Here is a 21,482-nt window from a genome sequence, read left to right on the forward strand (position 1 = left end):
TGGCCCCCTCAGACGAGGGTGATGGCCGGTATCAGTGCCCGATAGGATGCGACGGTGTCCGTGCCGCCCCTGTCGGTAATCAATTCATCCACGGCCTCCAGCCCACAGACCTGCGCGAAAGCCCGCTTGCCGAACTTGCTGTGATCGGTGATGACGACGACGCGCTTTGATCGCTCCATCGCGATCCGCTTTGTCTCGGCTTCCTCGAACGTGGCGGTGGTGACCCCCTCGTGGTCGACAGCATCTGCGGCGAGAAAACAGATATCCGCCTTGATGCTGGACAGCGCGTCCTTGGACCAGTTTCCGACGAGGCTGAAATAGCCATTCCGAACGCGCCCACCGACGATGTGCACCTCGGTAGCGCCAATCGATGCAGCCTCGGCAACCTTGAGATCGATGGCCACCACTGTCACTCGCCGGCCGGCAAGCGCATGAGCGGTCGCAAGGGCTGTGGTGCCGGAATCCAGAAGCACCACCTGACCGTCGAGAACCTTGCCGGCAGCCGCCTGGCCGATGCGTTGTTTCAGGCTTTGGTTCTGACGAAGCTTTTCCAGGAAAAGCGGCTCTGTTCCATCCTCGCCGACACCGCGCGCGACAGCGCCGCCATGGGTTCTCGTCACCACGCCCGCCTGCTCGAGCACAACAAGATCGCGACGAACCGTGGGAAGTGAAATGCCCAGAATCGCAGACAGATCCGCATTGCTCACGCGCTTGCGGTCGACGATGAGGTCGATCATCTGCTGCTGACGCTTTTGCGGAAACCGATGTTGCATCCCGTTCCTCCCTCTATGATCGTTAATGATCGATATGATCGAGTCAATAGATAAAGCTCACTTTTATGCTGAACCTTCACGGGACCTGCGACACAGCCTGACGTTGCTCACGAGGAACTGTCTGGAAGGGAGACCATTCTTGCGAGCCTTCAGCCGCGTACCCCGGTGCTGACGCCGCTGGGCCCCGGTTTGCTCAACCTGGTTAAAGCCACCGCCGGAAAAGACTGGCTCATCGCCCATCTCCTCCCTTCAAGCTAGCTTCGAGGCTTCATTAAACCAGCAGGCAAGTTCATCTGGGTTTGGATGAACCTAACGCATGGGACCCAATAGAAATGAAGGGAAGGGGGTGGGCCCGAGTAGGGCCGCAGAGGCCGCATACAAATCAAAGGTAGGTACTTGCACTCAGGAATAGTCGGTCGACGCAACAAGCCAAAAGCCAAGCAGGGAAGAAAATAGGAGCGCCCCTGTCGCCATCCAAAAAACCAAGTGAAATCAAATATTTATAGAAATAAAATGGCGGAGAGGGAGGGATTCGAACCCCCGATACCCTTGCGAGTATGCCGCATTTCGAGTGCGGTGCTTTCAACCACTCAGCCACCTCTCCGCGAGATGCTGGTCTGCTGTTGCCAGCGCGGCGCACTAGATAACCGGTGATCGGTTTCGATACAAGGGCCAATCGAAGCCAATCTGCCGCATTTTTCCCGCCTCTGCTTGACCTTCCAGACCTCTTCCGTTATGGACACGCGACCTGCGGCGCGGGAAAACCCCTGCGCCGTTTGTTGTTTAACCATCCAGACTGGCAAAAAGACGGCAGGCCGCATCTTGCGGACCCAAGCCGGACCGGACACTGAAAGGCAAAAAGATGTTCGCAGTCATCAAGACCGGCGGTAAACAGTACCGCGTTTCCGCAAACGACCTGCTTCAGGTCGAGCGCGTCACCGGCGAGCCCGGTGAGATCATTCAGTTTGCAGATGTTCTTGCCGTTGGCGAAGGCGAGGACGTGACCATTGGCGCACCGCTCGTCGATGGCGCCAGCGTGGCCGCCGAGGTGGTCGAGCAGGGCCGCGGCAAGAAGGTCATCGCTTTCAAGAAGCGTCGCCGCCAGAATTCGCGCCGCAAGCGCGGCCATCGTCAGCTTCTGACCACCGTGCGGATTTCCGAGATCCTGACCGGCGGCGCAAAGCCCTCGAAGAAGGCCGCTGCGAAGCCGGCTGCCAAGGCCGAGGAAAAGCCAGCGAAGAAGGAAGCCGCTCCCAAGAAGGCAGAGGCAAAGACGGAAGCGCCCGCAGCGGCCGCTCCGCTCTTTACCGCTCCGTCTGGCGAGCCCGACGACCTGACCAAGATCAAGGGCATCGGCCCGGTTGCCGCCGGCCAGCTCGCCGAGCAGGGCATCACCACCTACGCTCAGGTGGCCGCTCTCACCGACGAGGACGTGGTGCGTATCGATGAGGCCATGCCGTTCAGCGCCGACCAGATCAAGGACTGGCGCGAGCAGGCCAAGGAACTGGCGAAATAATCATTCGCCAAAGGGTTGAAATTCGGCGCCTCTCGGCGCATTAGGAATGCAGGCGCTCTCGAGGGGCGCAAAGGAGCAAGATTATGGCACACAAAAAAGCTGGTGGTTCGTCGCGCAACGGTCGCGATTCCGAGTCCAAACGCCTTGGTGTGAAGAAGTTCGGCGGCGAGAAGGTTCTCGCTGGCAACATCATTATCCGTCAACGTGGCACGAAATGGCATCCCGGCGTCAATGTCGGCATGGGCAAGGATCATACGATTTTTGCGAAAGAGGCAGGTGCTGTCTCCTTCGCCAAAAAAGCCAATGGTCGAACCTACGTGTCCGTAAACCCGATTACGGAGGCAGCGGAGTAGCCGGTCCGCTTCACCAACACCGGCGACCCATCTCGGGGACCGGTGTCTGGACAGTCCGGAAATAGGTTCGAAAGGGGAGATGGGTCGCCATCTCCCCTTTCTTTTTGTCCGGAGGAAAAGCAATGGTTGCCGAAAGTGAAGACATCGAGAGTGAAAGTCCCAGAGTCGAGATAGATTGCCCGGTTCTCGTTACCGAGCGCCTCGTTCTGCGCATCCCGCGCGACGATGATGTGACCGAACTGGTGGAGCTTGCCAACAACCGGCGCCTGGCCGAAATGCTCGGCCGCCTGCCCAATCCCTATCGCGTGAACGACGCGCACAGTTTTCTGAGCCGCATTCGTGCCGGAGAGATCAACGGCTGCACCTATGCGATCACGCTTTCTGAAACCGGTGCCTTCATCGGCTGCGCCGGTCTGGAAAACCGCGCGAATGGCCTCGAGATGGGCTACTGGATCGGCGAGCCCTATTGGGGCCGCGGATACGCGACAGAAGCGGCACATGCGCTCGTCGATCTGGCTTTCCGCGCCACGGATATCGACCGGCTGAATGTGTCCTGCCGCGTCACCAACACCGCCTCGCGGCGCGTGATCCACAAATGCGGCTTTCAGTATGCCGGTCAGGGCATGATGGATTCGGTAGTCGCCGGCAGGGTGGCCGTCGAGCGCTATCAGCTCGACCGCAGCACCTGGGTTAGCCTCAGAAGCTGGGGCGCGTGAATTGAAGAGCGAGAGCAGGAACGGCTGACATTCTGTCTGCTCTCGCACTTCGGCTCATGATGCTGTAGACGGTTCTGCGCAACGATATGGAAAGACGGTCAAACTCATGAAGTTCCTCGATCAGGCCAAGGTCTATATCCGCTCCGGCGATGGCGGCGCAGGCGCCGTTTCGTTCCGGCGCGAGAAATATATCGAGTTTGGTGGACCTGACGGCGGCGATGGCGGCCGCGGCGGCGATGTCTGGATCGAGGCGGTCCAGGGTTTGAATACACTGATCGATTACCGCTACCAGCAGCACTTCAAGGCCAAGACCGGCGTGCACGGCATGGGCCGGAACCGCACCGGCGCCAAGGGCGAGGACGCGATCCTCAAAGTGCCGGTAGGCACGCAGATCTACGAAGAAGACAACGAGACGCTCATTTGCGACCTGACCGAAATTGGCCAGCGCTTTAAGCTGGCCAGCGGCGGCAATGGCGGCTTCGGCAATCAGCACTTCAAATCCTCCACCAATCAGGCGCCGCGCCGTGCCAATCCCGGCCTGCCGGGCGAAGAGGCATGGATCTGGCTGCGCCTGAAGCTCATCGCCGATGCCGGTCTGGTCGGCCTGCCCAATGCGGGCAAATCCACCTTTCTGGCCACAGTTACGGCGGCCAGGCCGAAGATTGCCGACTATCCTTTCACCACGCTGCATCCCAATCTGGGTGTGGTGCGCATCGACGCGCGCGAATTCGTCATGGCCGATATCCCCGGCCTCATCGAGGGCGCCCATGCGGGCGTTGGCATTGGCGACCGTTTTCTTGGCCATGTGGAACGCACGCGCGTTCTCTTGCATCTCGTCTCAGCGCGCGAGGAAGACCCCGCCGCCGTCTACACCACCATTCGCGGTGAGCTTGCCGCCTATGGCCACGGCCTCACCGACAAGGCAGAGATCGTCGCACTCAGCCAGGTGGACCTTCTCGACGACGAAGCGCGGGCCGAAAAACAGGCGGCTCTTGCGGAGGCCTGCGGAAAGAAACCGCTCCTCCTCTCTTCCGCCACCGGCGAAGGTGTGCAGGACGTGCTGCGTGCGCTGATGAAGATCATTCAGGATGCGCGCACCGAAGAAGAAGACGCAGATGCGGCTGACGACCGCTGGCAGAAATAGGCAGCCCCGCATGTCCCGCCCCGCGCTCAGCAGTCACCGCCGCATCACCGTCAAGATCGGCTCCGCCCTTCTGGTGGACCGCAAGAAGGGTTTGAAGCGCGAATGGCTTTCCGCGCTGGTCGATGACATTGCGGCACTCAATGCCGATGGCGTTGAGGTTCTGGTGGTCTCGTCCGGCGCCATCGCGCTTGGCCGCACGATCCTAGGAGTTGAACGGCGCACGCTCAAACTTGAGGAAAGCCAGGCCGCCGCCTCGGTCGGCCAGATCGCGCTCGCCGGCGCGTGGGACGAGGAGCTGCGCAAGCGCGGGCTCAAATCCGGACAGATCCTCGTCACGCTCGGTGATACGGAAGAGCGCCGCCGCTATCTCAATGTACGCGCCACCGTCTCCACGCTTCTCAAGATGGGTGTCGTCCCCGTCATCAATGAGAATGACACGGTCGCCACCAGCGAAATCCGCTATGGCGACAATGATCGCCTCGCCGCCCGCATCGCCACCATGCTGGGGGCTGATCTTCTGGTTCTGCTTTCGGATGTGGACGGTCTCTACACGGCCCCGCCGGCAAGCGACCCCGATGCGCGCTTTATCCCGGTGGTGGACGCCATCACCCCGGAGATCGAGGCCATGGCCGGCGCTGCAGCGTCGGAATTGTCGCGCGGCGGCATGCGCACAAAACTCGATGCAGGTCGTATCGCGACAGCGGCAGGCACAGCCATGGTGATCGCCTCGGGCACGCGCCTAAACCCGCTTGCGGCAATCGACAATGGCGCCCGCTCCACTCTCTTCAGGGCGAGCGACACACCTGTGCGCGCCTACAAGACATGGATCGCCGGCCAGCTGGAGCCGGCAGGCACCATCACGGTCGATGCCGGTGCGGTTCTGGCGCTTGCGGCTGGAAACTCGCTCCTGCCCATCGGCGTCACCCATGTCTCAGGCAGTTTCGCGCGCGGCGACACGGTGGCCATTCACGGGCCCGACGGGCGCGAGGTGGCGCGCGGGCTGGTTGCCTACGACGCCGCCGATGCCGTAAGAATCGCCGGTCTGAAAAGCGGCGAGATTGCCGAAGTGCTCGGATATGAAGCGCGCGCTGCCATGGTGCACCGCGACGATCTGGTGACGGCGCCCCATGCGCGGCATCACCTGAAGGAAAAGGCGGAGGGTTGAATGCTGATGGAAAACAGGCAGGGCAGTGCGGACATTGCCGCGCTGATGAACGATCTCGGTGCGCGCGCCCGCGCTGCCGCAGGCCCGTTGTCCATCGCCACACCGCAGATCAAGAACGCCGCGCTGGAAGCCATGGCCGATGCGCTCACGCACAATGAAGCGGCGATCCTTGAAGCCAATCGCGAAGACATGGCGCACGGTGAAGAGGCCGGCCTGTCGCCTGCCCTCCTCGACCGGTTGAAGCTCGATTCGGCACGCATCGCCGGCATGGCCGAAGGCATCCGCGCCATCGCCGCGCTGAAAGACCCGGTCGGCGATGTGATCGCCGCATGGGATCGCCCCAACGGTCTTCAGATCGAGCGCGTGCGCACGCCGCTCGGCGTCATCGGCGTGATTTATGAAAGCCGCCCCAACGTGACCGCCGATGCCGGCGCGCTGTGCCTCAAGGCCGGCAATGCGGTGATCCTGCGGGGCGGGTCCGATTCCACCCGTTCGTCCGCCGCCATCCATGCCTGCCTTGTCGAAGGACTTGAGAAAGCAGGCTTGCCCGCCGACGCCATCCAGCGTGTGCCGGTCACCGACCGCGCCGCCGTTGGCGAGATGCTGAAAGGCCTTGGCGGCAATGTCGACGTGATCGTGCCGCGCGGCGGGCGCAGTCTCGTCGAACGCGTGCAGAGCGACGCGCGCGTCCCGGTTTTCTCGCACCTGGAAGGCATCTGCCATCTCTATCTCGACCGCTCGGCCGACACCGACATGGCGGTCTCCATCGCCGTCAATGCCAAGATGCGGCGCACCGGCATCTGTGGCGCCGCCGAAACCCTGCTCGTGGATTGGGAAGCAGCCGACCGGCTTCTGGTTCCGGTTCTCTCTGCCCTGAAAGAAGCCGGCTGCGCCATTCGCGGCGATGAAGATGTCTGCGCCCGCTTCGCATCGGCAACACTCGCGACCGAGGAAGACTGGGCTACGGAATATCTCGACGCGATCATCTCGGTGAAGCTGGTCGACGGCGTGGATGAAGCGATCCGCCATATCGGCACATGGTCCTCGCACCACACCGAGGCCATCGTCGCGGAGGATGCGGCAGTCGTCGAGCGCTTCTTCAACGAGATCGATTCGGCCATTCTCCTCCACAATGCCTCCACCCAGTTTGCCGATGGCGGCGAATTCGGGATGGGTGCAGAGATCGGCATTGCCACCGGTAAGATGCACGCGCGCGGTCCGGTCGGTGTTGAACAGCTCACCTCGTTCAAATATCGCGTTCGCGGCTCCGGCCAGACACGACCGTGAGCCCGGATCGTTTGATGCCTTCTCCTGCTTCGCCCACGTCCCTCCCGGCGCGCTATCTGCGCATGCCGCATGTGGAGCCGGGCATGGCGGTGGGGCTCTTCGGCGGATCGTTCAATCCTCCCCATGCCGGTCATGCGCTGGTTGCAGAAATCGCCATGCGAAGGCTGAGGCTCGATCAGCTCTGGTGGATCGTCACGCCGGGAAACCCACTGAAAAGCCATCGCGAGCTCGCGCCGCTTTCCGAACGGGTGGCGCTTTCGGAGAAATGCACCAGCGATCCACGCGTGAAGGTGACTGCCTTTGAGGCCGGCCACCGCATCCGCTATACGGCGGACACGATAGATCTTGTTCAAACGCGCAATCGCGGTGTCGATTTTGTCTGGATCATGGGCGCCGACAGCCTGCGCGACTTTCACCGCTGGGAACGCTGGCGCGACATCGTGCGCTCCATGCCCATTGCGGTGATCGACCGTCCCGGGGCGACGCTCGCCTTCCTATCGTCCACCATGGCGAAGACTTTCGACCATGCCCGGCTCGACGAAGACGACGCGCCAATCCTGGCGCGCAGCAGGCCGCCAGCCTGGACATTCATCCACGGCCCACGCTCCTCGCTATCCTCGACCGCCATCAGAAATGCGGCGAAAGAGGCCCGGTGATCGCTAAACTCCGTTCAAACATGTGAACGGCCATGTCTTGAAACTGTTAACAGACTCTGCCTATCTATTGGGTATCGTCGGCATTGTGGCCGATGGTGAGCTTGTTCTTATTGGAAAGGAAAGACACTGAGAACAGCAATGACGAAGAAGGCTGACATGATGCCTTCGCCGGCCGAGGCCAGTCGCAATCTGGTTTCCCAGGCCGTTGAAACAGCCCTCACGAGTCTGGAAGACTCCAAGGCGGAAAACATCATCTCTATCGATATCCAGGGCAAATCTCCGCTCGCCGATCACATGATCATCGCGTCGGGGCGTTCGCATCGCCATGTGGCGGCAGTGGCGGATCATCTGATCCGCGCGCTCAAAGAGGCTGGTCTTGGCAACGCCAAGGTCGAAGGTCTGAGCGGCGCCGACTGGGTGTTGATCGATACGGGCGACATTGTCGTTCACGTCTTCCGCCCTGAAGTTCGGGAGTTTTACAACATCGAGAAGATGTGGCAGGCCCCCGATCTGGAGGATGAAACGGTTCACTGACCGTCGTCTGCGACGACGGCGACTATGAGCCACCTCCGCCCACCGGGCAGAGAGGCTGGAATGTATATTGCCATTTGTGCCGTGGGCCGGATGAAGACCGGCCCCGAGAGGGATTTGACGGACCGTTATCTGGAGCGGTTCGCCAAAAGCGGCCCTGCTGTGGGCCTGGAATTCTCCGGTGTCAGTGAGATTGTCGAGAGCCGCGCCAGGTCCGCTGACGAACGGCGTCGCGAAGAAAGCCGCAAGATCGCACAAATGCGCCCCGAGGGGTCAGCACTCTTTCTGCTCGACGAGCGTGGGAAGAATCTCACATCAAGGCAGTTGAGCGAAACGATCGCGGATTTGCGCGATCAGGGCCGCCGCAGTCTCACGATAGTCATCGGGGGGCCGGACGGGCACGACAGTGAACTGCGTGAGGCAGCCGACCGCACCATAGCCTTCGGCGCACAGACATGGCCGCACCAGATCGTTCGCCTGATGCTGGCTGAACAACTTTACCGGACGTCGACCATCCTTTCTGGCCATCCCTATCACCGTGACTGACCGACTCGTGGCGCTGTTTTCACAAACGCGCATTGACGCCCGGCAAAATACAACCAAAAATTGCATCCGGTTACCACATGGTTGATGTTTCCTTAAGGAAACTTGGCCTATCCTGTCTTTGAACGACCTCCACTTCGCGTAAAACGGCAGACCAGGGATGAAGAATGCGCTCGCGCCGCGCCCATATCTCACCCGTCTCAGGACGGCCGCTGCTGCTGTGGCGATCTTCTGCATTCTGCCTGCCCCCGCTCCCGCGCAGGATGGCATTCAGGTTCTCGAGACCCAGCACAACAAGAGCCAGGTCGAATTTCAGGACATCAACCGCGAGATTGCACTGACGGAAAAGCGGCTCGCCGAGATCGCGGCCGAGATCGATGCCATCAGGAACGACAATGCCGCAATCACGGCGGCTCTCATCCAGGCAGCAAAAACGGAACGCAAGCTGAGCGAGGATATCGATACGATTTCGCTGCGGCTGAGCAAGCTTCGTCACGAAGAGAGCTACCTCCGCGAATCGCTGCAGTCGCGCCGCGGCGTTCTGGCCGAGGTGCTCGGCGCGCTTCAACGCATGGGCCTCAACCCGCCGCCGGCCATTCTCGTGCGCCCCGAGGACGCCTTGGCTTCAGTCCGCAGTGCCATTCTTCTCGGCGCGGTGGTGCCGGAGCTGCGTGCGGAAACGGAAATCCTGATCGGCGATCTGCGCGATCTTTCTCGGATCGTGACGTCGATTGAGGGCGAGCGCGACAAACTTCAAAAAACCGTGACCGAACAGGCCGAAGAAAAGAAGCGGCTGGCCTTGCTGCTGGACGAGAAGAAGCGTCTCCAGCAGGAGGCCGAAAACCGCATGGCAACAGAGCAGCAGCAGGCAGAGGCGCTGGCCGCACGCGCCACCAGCCTTCAGGAGCTGATCGGGTCGCTGGAGAACGAAATCGCCTCGCTCCGCAAGGCTGAAGCCGAGCGCGCAAGGCGGCTCAATGAGCCGACTTCGCCCGAGAACCGTCTTGGTGCCGGCGCCTCCTTCGCCAGGCGGACAGGCGGGGTGGCCTTGCCCGTTGCCGGTCAGTTCGTGGCCAGGTTCGGTGAAGACGACGACACTGGCGCGCCGCTGCAGGGCGACATTCTAAGAACACAATCCGGCGCAATCGTTACGGCACCCGCGGGGGCGACGGTACTGTACGCAGGACCGTTTCGTTCCTATGGTCAGCTATTGATACTCAATGCCGGCGACGGTTATCATATCGTGCTTGCCGGCTTGGATAAGGTAAGCGTGACGCTGGGGCAATCCGTTTTGGCGGGCGAACCAATCGGCATGATGGGGGAAGCTCGTCTGGCAAGCATCGCAGGCCCGGGGACTGAAGACCTTACCCCCGAGCTGTATGTCGAGTTCAGGAAGAACGGAAAACCGATCGATCCTAAACCCTGGTGGGCTCCGGGACACTCTGGAAGGACAGGAAATGAAACGTAACTTGTCGCTATTGTTTGCCGGCGCCCTCATGGGCGCATCCGCGGTTTCGCTTTTTCACGGTACGAGCGGTTTCTCGGCAAACGCCGCTGGTTCGGAAACCTACCGGCAGCTTGCGATCTTCGGCGACATCTTCGAGCGCGTGCGCGCCCAGTATGTGACCCCGCCGGACGACAAGAAGCTGGTGGAGAGCGCCATTAACGGCATGCTCACCTCGCTCGATCCACACTCTTCCTATCTCGATGCGGAAGCTGCCAAGGACATGCGGGTCCAGACAAAGGGCGAGTTCGGTGGCCTGGGCATCGAAGTGACCATGGACAATGAGCTCGTGAAGGTTGTCTCCCCCATCGACGACACACCCGCCTCGCGCGCTGGCGTCCTGGCCGGCGACCTGATCTCCGCCATCGACGGCGAGGAGGTGCGCGGCATGTCGCTCAATGACGCGGTGGACAAGATGCGAGGCCCGGTCAACACACCGATCGAACTCACCATCCTGCGCGAAGGTGCAGACAAACCGATCGAGCTGACCATTGTGCGCGATATCATCAAGGTGAAAGCCGTCAAGTTCCGCGTGGAGGAGGATGTCGGCTATCTGAAGATCACGTCCTTCACCGAAAAGACCTTCGATGACCTGATGAGCGCCATTGATACGATCAGCAAAGAGGTGCCTGACGACAAATTGAAGGGCTATGTACTCGATCTGCGTCTCAATCCGGGTGGTCTGCTCGATCAGGCGGTGAGCGTCTCCGATGCTTTCCTCGACCGTGGCGAGATCGTTTCGACACGCGGTCGTGACGCCAACGATATCGCCCGTTTCGATTCGCGGCCCGGCGATGTGCTCAATGGCAAGCCGGTGATTGTGTTGATCAACGGCGGTTCTGCGAGCGCCTCCGAGATCGTTGCCGGTGCGCTGCAGGATCATCGCCGCGCGACGGTGCTCGGCACCCAATCCTTCGGCAAGGGTTCGGTGCAGACCATTATTCCGCTCGGCGAGAACGGCGCCCTGCGCCTCACCACCGCGCTCTACTACACGCCATCAGGAGAATCGATCCAGGGCAAAGGCATCACGCCCGACATCAAGGTCGACCAGCCGCTACCCGAAGAGTTACAGGGTCGCGATCTGCGCCGGGGCGAGTCGGATCTGCGTGGGCACATCAAGGGTGAGGAAGAAAGCGAGGAGGGCTCCGGCTCGATCGCCTATGTACCGCCGGATGCCAAGGATGACGTCCAGCTCAACGCAGCGCTTGAACTGCTCCGTGGCGAAAAAACTGACCCCGCCTTTCCGCCAAATCCTGACAAAGCCGTCATGAATCAGTAAGTATCGATCGACCATCGCCGGTTTCAGCGAATCGGCGATGGCGCCCCGGCAACACGGTTTGTCGGAAATCTGAATACGGGAGCGGCAATCCTTCCATCAGGGAGATGACCGGTCTGGATTTTTGGCCCTCGGCCATCGTCACGGGTGGGTATGATTTCGGGGAACAGAGACATAGACCGGCCGCTCGGCCGCGATGACCGGCCGAAAAAGCCAAAACGCAGTGGCATTTTCACCACCGAACGCATAGCGCTGAGCCTTGCCGCAATCGCCATTTTTGGTGTTTCTACTGCCGTGGCGCTGCGCGACCGTCCTTTTCGTTCACCGGCAGCAATCGCCATTACGGAGCCGGTGGAACAGACCGTCGCCGAAACAACCACGCCTGAACCGGTAGCGGATGTTCCGCGACAGGGCGCTCCCAATGCGTCAATTACCCGGCTCGGCCCCAGAGATCCCGCCGAGAATGGGGAGCCCGGAAACGGAGTCATTGTCATCCGCGACCCCTCGGCCATGGGACAGCATCCAAGACTTGCCCATCTTCCCGACCGCGCACTTATCGAAGAATCGGAAACGGGGCCCCTGCCCGTGCGCGATGCGGGAGGCCGCCGCCCCTTCGATGTTTATGCCCGGGCGTGGTCGGGCGCGCGCGGAGCCAGAATCGCCATCATTATCGGTGGCCTGGGACTTTCACAGACAACGACCCAGGAGGCGATTGAGGCGCTCCGTCCCGAGATCACCCTCGGATTCGCCCCGGCCGGCAACAGCCTGAGCCGCTGGATGCAGACAGCGCGCAAGGCAGGGCACGAGATCGTCCTGCAGGTGCCGATGGAACCCTTCGGTTATCCCTCGCCGAATCCCGGGCGCAACACGCTGACCGTCGACGCATCGCCATCGGAGAACCTTGCCCGCCTTCGCTGGGCTCTTTCAAGAATCACGAATTACACCGGCATAATGAACTACATGGGTGGCCGCTTCACCGCGGAACCGGAGCCGATGGATGAGATCATGGCCGAGCTTGGCAAACGCGGACTGATGTATATCGACGACGGCACATCCGCGCGCAGCGTCGCCGAAGATCTGGCGCTTCAGGAAGGAGTACCGTTTGCCGCATCGGATGTACTGATTGATCCCACAGGAAATAACCGCCGACCCGACCGTGGTGAAATTCTGAAAAAACTCGATGAGTTGGAACGCATTTCCCGCGCGCGCGGCTTTGCGATTGGAACCGGATCGGCTTTCGATGAAACCATCGACACAGTCGCCGAGTGGGCCGCTGAGGTAACCGCGCGCGGGATAGAACTCGTCCCCATCTCGGCGCTCGCCGCCGACCCCGAGCCCCGATAAGATTGGACAGTCTAGCAATGGCCAGGAACAACATGATTGCGAACGATCTGCCCTATCGCCCTTGCGTGGGCATCATGGTTCTGAATGATCGCGGCTTGGCCTGGGCCGGGCGGCGCATCGTGCAGCCCGACACGGACGAGCTCTCCGGCGCGACACAGCTTTGGCAAATGCCTCAGGGCGGTGTGGACAAGGGCGAAGATGCGCGCGAGGCGGCCTATCGTGAACTATACGAGGAAACAGGCATGAAGTCCGTTTCCTTTCTTGCCGAAACGCCCGACTGGATCACCTATGATCTGCCCGAACACCTGGTCGGCGTGGCGCTCAAGGGCAAGTATCGCGGCCAGAAGCAGAAATGGTTCGCCTTCCGCTTCGAGGGGCAGGAGTCCGAGATTGCCATCAACCCGCCGCCTGGTGGCCACGCGGCGGAGTTCGACATGTGGGAATGGAAGCCCATGGCAGAACTGCCAAAGCTGATCGTGCCTTTCAAACGCAAAGTCTATGACAGCGTGGTCGACGCCTTCCGTCATCTCGCGCCCTGAAGCTTCTGGCCAGAAGCCGGCCCTTCACCTCCTCTGAACCCAAATTGCGCACACAAAAAAAGCCGGGCGCTGAGCCCGGCTTTTTTGTTTGAGCTATCGGCTGATCAGGCCGGAAGGATAGCCCCTTCCAGCGTTGTCAGCTGATGGAGGAATTCCTCGGCGCGCATACGCGTCTCGTGGTCCCTGGCATCCTCGATATCTTCGCGGGCGTCCTGGATGCGGCGCGCGAGATCCTCGCGATTGATGTCGTCGACATGCACAGCCGATTCAGCCAGCACGGTACAGCTGTCAGGAAGAATATCGGCGAAACCGCCAAACACGACATAGCGTTCCGTCTTGCCATCGGCGGAAACAGTGACCACGCCCGGCTTGATGCTGGTCATGGTCGGCGCATGGGTCGCCATAACGGTCAGTTCGCCCTCGGTGCCGGGAATGACAACCGATTCGACGTCCTGGGAAACCAGGAGCCGCTCGGGCGAGACCAGATCGAATTTGAAGGCTTCTGCCATCTTTCTCTAGCGAATAGTGAATAGCGAATAGCGAATGTACTTCGCCCGATCGCTTCCGCTCTCCCTATTCGCTACTCCCTATTCGCTATTCGCTTCGGATCAGGCTGCTTCCGCTGCCAGCTTCTGGGCTTTCTCGACGGCGTCCTCGATGGTACCGACCATGTAGAATGCCGCCTCCGGCAGGTGATCGTACTCACCGTTGCAGAGGCCCTTGAACGAGCGGATCGTGTCTTCGAGATCCACGAACAGACCCGGCGCGCCGGTGAAGACCTCGGCCACGTGGAAGGGCTGCGACAGGAAGCGCTCGATCTTGCGCGCGCGGGCAACCGTGAGCTTGTCCTCTTCGGAAAGCTCGTCCATGCCGAGAATGGCGATGATGTCTTGCAGCGACTTGTAGCGCTGGAGGATCTCCTGCACCTGACGTGCCACCTGGTAGTGCTCTTCGCCGACGATCATCGGGTCAAGCATGCGCGAGGTGGAGTCGAGCGGATCCACGGCCGGGTAGATACCCTTTTCCGAAATGGCACGGTTCAACACGGTCGTTGCGTCCAGGTGGGCGAACGAGGTTGCCGGTGCCGGGTCGGTCAGGTCGTCGGCGGGCACGTAAATGGCCTGCACCGAGGTGATCGAGCCCTTGGTGGTGGTCGTGATGCGTTCCTGCAGGGCGCCCATGTCGGTCGCCAGCGTCGGCTGATAACCCACGGCCGAAGGAATGCGGCCGAGAAGCGCAGACACCTCGGAACCAGCCTGCGTGAAGCGGAAGATGTTGTCGACGAAGAACAGAACGTCCTGGCCCTGGTCGCGGAAGTGCTCGGCAACCGTCAGACCGGTCAGAGCAACACGGGCACGCGCACCGGGCGGCTCGTTCATCTGGCCGAACACGAGGGCGCATTTGGAGCCTTCGGTCGAACCGTTATTCTTGGCCGGGTCCTTGTTCACGCCGGATTCGATCATCTCGTGGTAGAGATCGTTGCCCTCACGGGTACGCTCACCCACGCCGGCGAACACGGAGTAACCGCCATGCGCCTTGGCGACGTTGTTGATCAGTTCCTGAATGAGAACCGTCTTGCCAACGCCGGCGCCACCGAACAGGCCGATCTTGCCGCCCTTGGCGTAGGGAGCGAGCAGGTCCACAACCTTGATGCCCGTGACCAGAATTTCGGCTTCGGTGGACTGGTCCACATAGTCGGGAGCGGGCTGGTGGATAGCGCGGGTGCCGTCGCCCTTGACCGGGCCGGCTTCGTCGATTGCCTCGCCAACCACATTCATGATGCGGCCGAGCGTGGCCTCGCCAACCGGCACGGCAATCGGATTGCCTGCGTCACGCACTTCCATGCCGCGAACGAGGCCCTCGGTGGAGTCCATGGCGATGCAGCGAACGGTGTTTTCGCCCAGATGCTGCGCCACCTCGAGCACGAGGCGGTTGCCCTGGTTTTCCGTCTCCAGCGCGTTCAGGATCGCCGGCAGATGATCCTCGAACTGCACGTCAACAACGGCGCCAATAACCTGACGGATCGTGCCGACTGCGCCGGATGCCTTCTTTGCGGTGCTGCGGGTGGAAGCCGCCTTGCGCGCCGGAGCCGCTTTTTTTGCGGCAGTCGCGGACGCCGTCTTCGGGGTCGCTGCTTTGGCCATGTTCGTTTAACCTCTTCGGTCCGTTAGAGCGCTTCCGCGCCCGAAATGATTTCGATCAGTTCCTTGGTGATCTGCGCCTGACGCTGACGGTTGTAGGTGATCGACAGCTTGTCGATCATCTCGCCTGCGTTGCGCGTCGCGCTGTCCATGGCGGTCATCTTGGCGCCCATCTCACCGGCTGCGTTCTCAAGAAGCGCCCGGAAGATCTGCACCGAAATGTTGCGCGGGATCAGATCGGCAAGAATGGAAGGTGCATCCGGCTCGTATTCGTAAACCGCATCCGATCCTTCACCGGCCCCATCTGCTGGAACCGCGGCAGGAATGATCTGCAGCGCGGTCGGCACCTGCGACATCACCGACTGGAACTCGGAGTAGAACAGCGTGCAGATGTCGAACTCGCCCTTCTCAAACAGGCCGATCACCTGACGGGCGATCTCATGCGCGTTCTCGAAGCCGATCTTCTTCACCTCGCGCAGGTCCACGCGATCGATGATCAGGTCGCCATGGTCGCGACGCAGAATGTCGTAACCCTTCTTGCCAACGCAGAGCACCTTCACGGTCTTGCCGTCACGCAGAAGCGTACGGATATGCTCGCGTGCCTTCTTTGCGATCTGGCTGTTGAAGCCGCCGCAAAGACCGCGTTCCGCCGTGGCGACGACCAGCAGGTGCGTATCGTCCTTGCCCGTGCCGGCCATCAGCGGCGGCGCGTCGGTGCCCGAAACGGCGCCGGCGATGTTGGCGAGCACGGTTCCCATGCGTTCGGCATAGGGCCGCGCAGCCTCGGCCGCCTCCTGGGCGCGCTTCAGTTTCGCCGCGGCGACCATCTGCATCGCCTTGGTGATTTTCTGCGTCGCCTTGACCGAGGCGATCCGGTTGCGAAGTTCCTTAAGGGAAGCCATGCTCGCTCAGCCTCAGGCGAAGTTCTTGGCGAAAGCGTCGATCTGTGCCTTGAGCTTCTCACGCAGATCGTCGGAAAGCGCCTTTTCCTTGCGGATCGCTTCCAGCACGTCCTTGCCATCCGCACGCATGTGCGAAAGCAGGCCCTGCTCGAAACGGGTGACATCGGCAAGCGGCAGCTTGTCGAGGTAGCCATTCACACCGGCGAAGATCACGGCAACCTGCTCTTCCGTCTTCAGCGGCGAGAACTGCGGCTGCTTCAGGAGTTCGGTCAGGCGCGCACCGCGGTTGAGCAGGCGCTGGGTCGAGGCGTCGAGGTCAGAACCGAACTGCGCGAACGCAGCCATTTCACGGTACTGGGCGAGCTCACCCTTAATGGAGCCGGCAACCTGCTTCATCGCCTTGATCTGGGCTGCGGAGCCGACGCGCGACACTGACAGACCGACGTTCACGGCCGGGCGGATACCCTGGAAGAACAGGTTGGTCTCGAGGAAGATCTGACCGTCGGTGATCGAGATCACGTTGGTCGGAATGTAGGCCGACACGTCGTTCGCCTGCGTCTCGATGACCGGCAGAGCTGTGAGCGAACCGGCGCCCTGCTCGTCGTTCATCTTCGCCGCGCGCTCGAGCAGGCGGGAGTGCAGGTAGAACACGTCACCCGGATAAGCTTCACGGCCCGGCGGGCGGCGCAGCAGGAGCGACATCTGACGGTAGGCGACGGCCTGCTTGGACAGATCGTCATAGGCGATCACGGCATGCTTGCCGTTGTCGCGGAAATATTCGCCCATGGCGCAGCCGGCAAACGGAGCCAGGAACTGCATCGGAGCGGCATCGGAAGCGGTGGCGGCGACGATGATCGAGTATTCGAGAGCGCCGCGCTCTTCCAGAACCTTCACCAGCTGTGCAACCGTGGAGCGCTTCTGACCAACGGCGACATAGACGCAGTAGAGCTTCTGGCTCTCGTCGTCACCGTCGTTGAGCGGCTTCTGGTTGAGGAAGGTATCGAGAACGATAGCGGTCTTGCCGGTCTGGCGGTCGCCAATGATAAGCTCGCGCTGGCCGCGGCCGATCGGGATTAGCGCGTCAACGGACTTCAAACCCGTGGACATCGGCTCGTGAACCGACTTGCGGGGGATGATGCCCGGTGCCTTCACGTCAACGCGGGCACGCTGCTTTGCCTTGATGGGGCCCTTGCCGTCGATCGGGTTGCCAAGCGCGTCAACAACGCGGCCGAGCAGCTCCGGACCGACCGGAACGTCCACGATGGCGCCCGTGCGCTTCACCGTGTCGCCTTCTTTAATGTCACGGTCGCTACCGAAGATAACGACGCCGACATTGTCGACTTCGAGGTTCAGCGCCATGCCACGGATGCCGCCGGGGAATTCCACCATCTCACCGGCCTGGACATTGTCCAGACCATAGACGCGGGCAATGCCGTCGCCCACGGAGAGCACCTGGCCAACTTCTGAAACTTCGGCTTCTTTGCCGAAGTTCTTAATCTGATCCTTCAGAATTGCGGAAATTTCCGCCGCACGGATGTCCATCAGCCGACCTCTTTCAGTGCAAGCTTGAGCGAATTGAGTTTGGTTTTGAGCGATGTGTCGATCTGGCGCGAGCCCATCTTGACCACCAGCCCGCCGAGAATGGAGGGATCAACGGTTACGTTGATTGAAACGTCCTTGCCAGCCACTGCCTTTAGTGCGGCCTTCAGTTCCTTCTCCTGCGTCGCATTCAGCGCATGCGCTACAGTCACATCCGCCGTCGTTTCGCCGCGATCTTCAGCCGCGATCTGGCGGAATGCGCGGATCATCTGCGGAACGGCGAACAGGCGCCGGTTCTTCGCCACGACACGCAGGAAATTGCCGACCAGGCCCGTAATCTTGGCCTTGTCGAGAACGGCGCTGACAGCCTTCAGCTGATCGTCCGCGGAAAAAACCGGGCTCTTGATCAGACGCTGAAGATCGTCGCTGCCTTCAAGAAGATCTTCGAAACGACCGAGATCGGCCTCGACTGTGGAAATCGCCTTGGCTTCCTTCGCCAGTTCGAAAAGCGAACCAGCGTAGCGCCCTGCCATTCCGGAAATCATGGAGCCAGATTGTGCCACGGGATGGTCATCTCTCACGCCTAGAAGGCCAAAAGATTTTCTGCTGGAGCGCCAGGCTCGGGCTAAATCTCTGACCTGATTGAATTTTTCCCCTCGCAAAAAGACATGAAGCATGCCCTTCTGCTGAAAGCCGATTGCCGTCTAGCACAGGCTTCCGAGACTCGCAACACGCATGGCCGCCGGCAAACCGGCTGCTTTGTCGCAGTTTGGACGCATTTTTGACCCGTCAGGCAATGAATCCCATGACAAAGGCCAGCGGCAAAACCGCCAGAACGAGCGAGAGCGCCAGAAACAGCCAGCTGTAAAGTGCCTTTGCACCGTCGGAAAGCATGGAAATAAGGCAACCGAAAACCGATACCGCCCAGGCCGCTCCAAGCGCCAGATAGATGAATGGCTGGGCCAGCATCATCGCTGCCAGTCCAAAGCCGATATAAAACCCGCCAATGATGGCGCGCGGCACCACCAGCATCTCGGTGCGTTCGACAGCAGGCTGCAGCCGAAACAGCCGCAGGGCCAGTCTCGGCATGAACATGACGAACAGTCCGATGAAGATCGTTGCCGCCGCCGCCGACCATGCCAGCCACTCACCCTGCGTTACCGGCCATGGGAAGGAAAACTGCATCGGAAACCCCCGTTTGCGAATTGCGGGCCCAAAGGCCCATTTCAAGGTTCGGCTCTCTTAGCCTGTTTCAACTTCCGGGGGGCATAGCGCACCCGCCACACTTCACAGAAAACTCTGCGGATCAATGTCCACCTGCACCCGAACCGAACCGCGCGGCCTCGGGCCAGCCTTGATCATGTCGCGCAAAAAGCCCTGAATGTCGGCGCGGCGCGTTCCGTGCACCAGAAGGCGGAACCGATGCCGCGCGGCAACCACCGCCAGCGGCGCTTCGGCAGGACCGAGAACATCCACCTCATCGGCGCGCGGCGCAGCCTGTCGCAGCCCCCGGGCATGGCTCTCCGCTTCCTGCCGCGTGGCCGCGCTCACGATGATCCCGGCAAGGCGTCCGAAAGGCGGCAGCCCCGCCCTTTCTCGCTCCGCCATCTCGCGCTCGTAAAATGCCTCCGCATCGCCCGTCACGATTGCCCGCATCACCGGGTGCTCGGGCTGATAGGTCTGCAGCAGGCCGAGGCTCTTGCGCCCCGTGCGGCCGGCACGCCCCGTCACCTGCGCCAGAAGCTGAAAGGTGCGCTCGGCCGCACGCGGGTCGCCATTGGCAAGGCCCAGATCCGCGTCCACCACGCCCACCAGCGTCATGCCGGGAAAATTGTGCCCCTTGGCCACAAGCTGCGTACCGATGATGATGTCTGCCTCGCCCTTGGCGATGGCCTCCAGTTCCAGCCGCAACCGCTTCACGCCCCCCATCATGTCGGAGGAGAGCATGATGGTGCGCGCATAGGGAAAAAGCTGGTCCACTTCTTCGGTGATTCGCTCCACCCCCGGCCCGCAAGCCACGAGATGATCGAGCGTGCCGCATTCCGGACAAGCCTCCGGACGTGGCTCGTTATAGCCGCAGTGATGGCAAACAAGCTGCCGGCGAAAGCGATGCTCCACCAGCCAGCTCGAACAGTCGGGACATTGAAACCGATGCCCGCACACCCGGCACAGCGTCAGCGGCGCATAGCCACGACGGTTGAGAAACAGAAGCGACTGCTCGCCCCGCGCCAGCGTCTTCTTCATCTCGTCGATCAGCACCGGGGAGAGAAAGCCGCCGCGCTGGGGCGCGGCCTTGCGCATGTCTATGGTGGCAAGATCCGGCAGCGCCGCATCGGCAAAGCGTGAGGAAAGCACGATCCGCTCATAGCGCCCCTGATTGGCATTGACCCGGCTTTCAAGCGATGGCGTTGCCGACGCAAGCACCACAGGAAAGCCACCGATATGCCCCCGCACCACGCCCATGTCACGCGCATTGTAGAAAACACGGTCTTCCTGCTTGTAGGCCGGGTCGTGCTCCTCGTCGATCACGATCAGGCCAAGCTCGCGAAAGGGCAGGAACAGCGCCGAGCGCGCGCCAGCCACCACCCGCAATTGCCCCTCCGCCACCTGCCGCCACACCCGCTCACGCTTCTTTGGCGCGAGGTCGGAGTGCCATTCGGCGGGCTTCGCACCGAACCGGTCATGAAAGCGTTCCAGAAAGGCCTGCGTCAGTGCGATCTCGGGTATCAGGATGAGAACCTGCTTGCCGCGCTCCAGCGCCGCCGCCACCGCCTCGAAATAGACCTCCGTTTTGCCCGAACCCGTCACGCCGTCGATCAGGGTCACGCTGAAGGCATCGGTGCCGGCCTTGTCCCGCAAACGATCCGCCGCTTCCGCCTGACCGTCGGTCAGCGTCGCACGTCCGAATGTCGGATCGGGCACGGCCACCAGGGGGCGCGGCGGGATTGAAACCGTCTCGAACACGCCCTGCGAACGCAACCCTTCGATCACGCTGGCAGAAACGCCCGCCGCATGGGCGAGCCCCGCCTTCGTCCATGCCTGGCCGTCGGCGGCCATTTCCAGCACGCGTTCACGGGCTGCCGTCAGCCGGTCAGGCCCCATCCCGTCGACAAGCCGCAGCCCCTCGGTCGGCGGCTCGGGATCGAACGCCGCCGGCGCACGCAAAAGCATCCGCGCCACCATGCCGGGCGGCGAGAGCGTGTAATTGGCGACCCAGTCGACGAACCGGCGCATCTCTTCGGGGATCGGCGGACAGTCGAAGACCTCGGCAATCGCCCGAAGCCTTTTCGCCGCCACTGCCTCGCCTGGCCCGTCCCAGACAATCCCCGCCACCTCACGCGGCCCCAGCGGTACGCGCACGATGGAGCCCGGCTCCACGCGCATGCCCTCTGGCACCGCATAGGAGTAGGGCCGCTCGGCCGGCATCGGCACCATGACCGGAACAACGGAGCTCATTGGCGAATCTTTTGTCATCGGGCGTGACCTTGCCCTGTTCTTGCATTAGAGCAAAGACCGAACATATGGAGGATGGAAGTGCATCCTCTCAATCCCC

Annotated in this window: 21 protein-coding genes and 1 tRNA gene; 13 read left to right on the plus strand and 9 right to left on the minus strand. The window is 61.6% G+C overall.

Annotated elements, in window-relative coordinates; translation table 11 throughout:
• Positions 1-8: 8 nt before the first annotated feature.
• Entirely contained in the window at positions 9-773 is a 765-nt protein-coding gene (locus HF949_RS01720; protein WP_292897981.1) for a DeoR/GlpR family DNA-binding transcription regulator, read from the minus strand.
• 514 nt (positions 774-1,287) lie between these two features.
• Positions 1,288-1,377: transfer RNA gene (locus HF949_RS01725), tRNA-Ser, on the minus strand.
• Positions 1,378-1,635: 258 nt separating this feature from the next.
• On the opposite strand from HF949_RS01725, the gene HF949_RS01730 reads away from it, so the two are divergent.
• The 13 genes from HF949_RS01730 to HF949_RS01790 all read left to right on the plus strand — a co-directional run bounded on the left by HF949_RS01730 (position 1,636) and on the right by HF949_RS01790 (position 13,347).
• A complete protein-coding gene (locus tag HF949_RS01730; protein ID WP_292897983.1) occupies positions 1,636-2,289 on the plus strand; it encodes a 50S ribosomal protein L21 in 654 nt (217 codons plus the stop codon).
• Positions 2,290-2,372: 83 nt separating this feature from the next.
• On the plus strand, positions 2,373-2,642 hold the full coding sequence (gene rpmA / locus HF949_RS01735) for a 50S ribosomal protein L27 (protein ID WP_007009231.1): 270 nt from the start codon (positions 2,373-2,375) through the stop codon (positions 2,640-2,642).
• A 122-nt stretch (positions 2,643-2,764) separates the two neighbouring features.
• Positions 2,765-3,358 (plus strand): GNAT family N-acetyltransferase, encoded by a 594-nt coding sequence (locus HF949_RS01740; RefSeq protein ID WP_292897987.1) that lies wholly within the window; start codon positions 2,765-2,767, stop codon positions 3,356-3,358.
• A gap of 106 nt (positions 3,359-3,464) precedes the next feature.
• Complete coding sequence (gene obgE / locus HF949_RS01745; RefSeq protein ID WP_292897989.1) at positions 3,465-4,502, plus strand: GTPase ObgE; 1,038 nt, start codon at positions 3,465-3,467, stop codon at positions 4,500-4,502.
• 10 nt (positions 4,503-4,512) lie between these two features.
• Positions 4,513-5,667 carry a glutamate 5-kinase gene (gene proB, locus HF949_RS01750; protein WP_292897991.1) on the plus strand — a complete coding sequence of 385 codons (1,155 nt, stop codon included), beginning with the start codon at positions 4,513-4,515 and terminating at the stop codon, positions 5,665-5,667.
• Positions 5,668-6,954, plus strand: a complete 1,287-nt coding sequence (locus HF949_RS01755; RefSeq protein WP_292897993.1) for a glutamate-5-semialdehyde dehydrogenase — start codon at positions 5,668-5,670, stop codon at positions 6,952-6,954. It abuts the gene before it with no gap.
• Between the two features lie 14 nt (positions 6,955-6,968).
• Positions 6,969-7,610, plus strand: a complete 642-nt coding sequence (locus HF949_RS01760; protein WP_292897995.1) for a nicotinate-nucleotide adenylyltransferase — start codon at positions 6,969-6,971, stop codon at positions 7,608-7,610.
• A 159-nt stretch (positions 7,611-7,769) separates the two neighbouring features.
• Complete coding sequence (gene rsfS / locus HF949_RS01765; RefSeq protein ID WP_025030539.1) at positions 7,770-8,144, plus strand: ribosome silencing factor; 375 nt, start codon at positions 7,770-7,772, stop codon at positions 8,142-8,144.
• Positions 8,145-8,204: 60 nt separating this feature from the next.
• Positions 8,205-8,687 (plus strand): 23S rRNA (pseudouridine(1915)-N(3))-methyltransferase RlmH, encoded by a 483-nt coding sequence (rlmH, locus tag HF949_RS01770; RefSeq protein WP_292897996.1) that lies wholly within the window; start codon positions 8,205-8,207, stop codon positions 8,685-8,687.
• A 157-nt stretch (positions 8,688-8,844) separates the two neighbouring features.
• Complete coding sequence (locus HF949_RS01775; protein ID WP_292897998.1) at positions 8,845-10,152, plus strand: murein hydrolase activator EnvC family protein; 1,308 nt, start codon at positions 8,845-8,847, stop codon at positions 10,150-10,152.
• Positions 10,142-11,467: a S41 family peptidase gene (locus HF949_RS01780; RefSeq protein WP_292897999.1), complete on the plus strand. Its 1,326-nt coding sequence runs from the start codon at positions 10,142-10,144 to the stop codon at positions 11,465-11,467. The genes HF949_RS01775 and HF949_RS01780 overlap by 11 nt, the downstream gene beginning before the upstream one ends.
• Before the next feature lie 150 nt (positions 11,468-11,617).
• On the plus strand, positions 11,618-12,808 hold the full coding sequence (locus HF949_RS01785; protein ID WP_292898000.1) for a divergent polysaccharide deacetylase family protein: 1,191 nt from the start codon (positions 11,618-11,620) through the stop codon (positions 12,806-12,808).
• A gap of 17 nt (positions 12,809-12,825) precedes the next feature.
• A complete protein-coding gene (locus HF949_RS01790; RefSeq protein WP_292898001.1) occupies positions 12,826-13,347 on the plus strand; it encodes an RNA pyrophosphohydrolase in 522 nt (173 codons plus the stop codon).
• Between the two features lie 104 nt (positions 13,348-13,451).
• Here HF949_RS01790 and HF949_RS01795 read toward each other — a convergent pair whose 3' ends face one another.
• The 7 genes from HF949_RS01795 to HF949_RS01825 form a co-directional block, all read right to left on the minus strand.
• Positions 13,452-13,856 (minus strand): F0F1 ATP synthase subunit epsilon, encoded by a 405-nt coding sequence (locus HF949_RS01795; protein WP_292898002.1) that lies wholly within the window; start codon positions 13,854-13,856, stop codon positions 13,452-13,454.
• A gap of 99 nt (positions 13,857-13,955) precedes the next feature.
• A complete protein-coding gene (atpD, locus tag HF949_RS01800) occupies positions 13,956-15,491 on the minus strand; it encodes a F0F1 ATP synthase subunit beta (protein WP_292898003.1) in 1,536 nt (511 codons plus the stop codon).
• Between the two features lie 23 nt (positions 15,492-15,514).
• On the minus strand, positions 15,515-16,390 hold the full coding sequence (locus HF949_RS01805) for a F0F1 ATP synthase subunit gamma (protein ID WP_292898005.1): 876 nt from the start codon (positions 16,388-16,390) through the stop codon (positions 15,515-15,517).
• A gap of 12 nt (positions 16,391-16,402) precedes the next feature.
• Positions 16,403-17,932 carry a F0F1 ATP synthase subunit alpha gene (atpA, locus tag HF949_RS01810; protein ID WP_292898007.1) on the minus strand — a complete coding sequence of 510 codons (1,530 nt, stop codon included), beginning with the start codon at positions 17,930-17,932 and terminating at the stop codon, positions 16,403-16,405.
• Positions 17,932-18,492, minus strand: coding sequence for a F0F1 ATP synthase subunit delta (locus HF949_RS01815; protein ID WP_292898009.1), 561 nt, complete (start codon positions 18,490-18,492; stop codon positions 17,932-17,934). The genes atpA and HF949_RS01815 overlap by 1 nt, the downstream gene beginning before the upstream one ends.
• A gap of 226 nt (positions 18,493-18,718) precedes the next feature.
• Positions 18,719-19,114 (minus strand): AGROH133_08824 family phage infection protein, encoded by a 396-nt coding sequence (locus HF949_RS01820; protein ID WP_292898011.1) that lies wholly within the window; start codon positions 19,112-19,114, stop codon positions 18,719-18,721.
• 102 nt (positions 19,115-19,216) lie between these two features.
• The gene (locus tag HF949_RS01825; RefSeq protein WP_292898012.1) at positions 19,217-21,403 is read right to left on the minus strand and encodes a primosomal protein N'; all 2,187 of its coding nucleotides are present in this window, start codon (positions 21,401-21,403) and stop codon (positions 19,217-19,219) included.
• Positions 21,404-21,482: the final 79 nt, after the last annotated feature.

The sequence above is a fragment of the Nitratireductor sp. genome (assembly GCF_017794765.1).
Lineage (GTDB): Bacteria > Pseudomonadota > Alphaproteobacteria > Rhizobiales > Rhizobiaceae > Nitratireductor.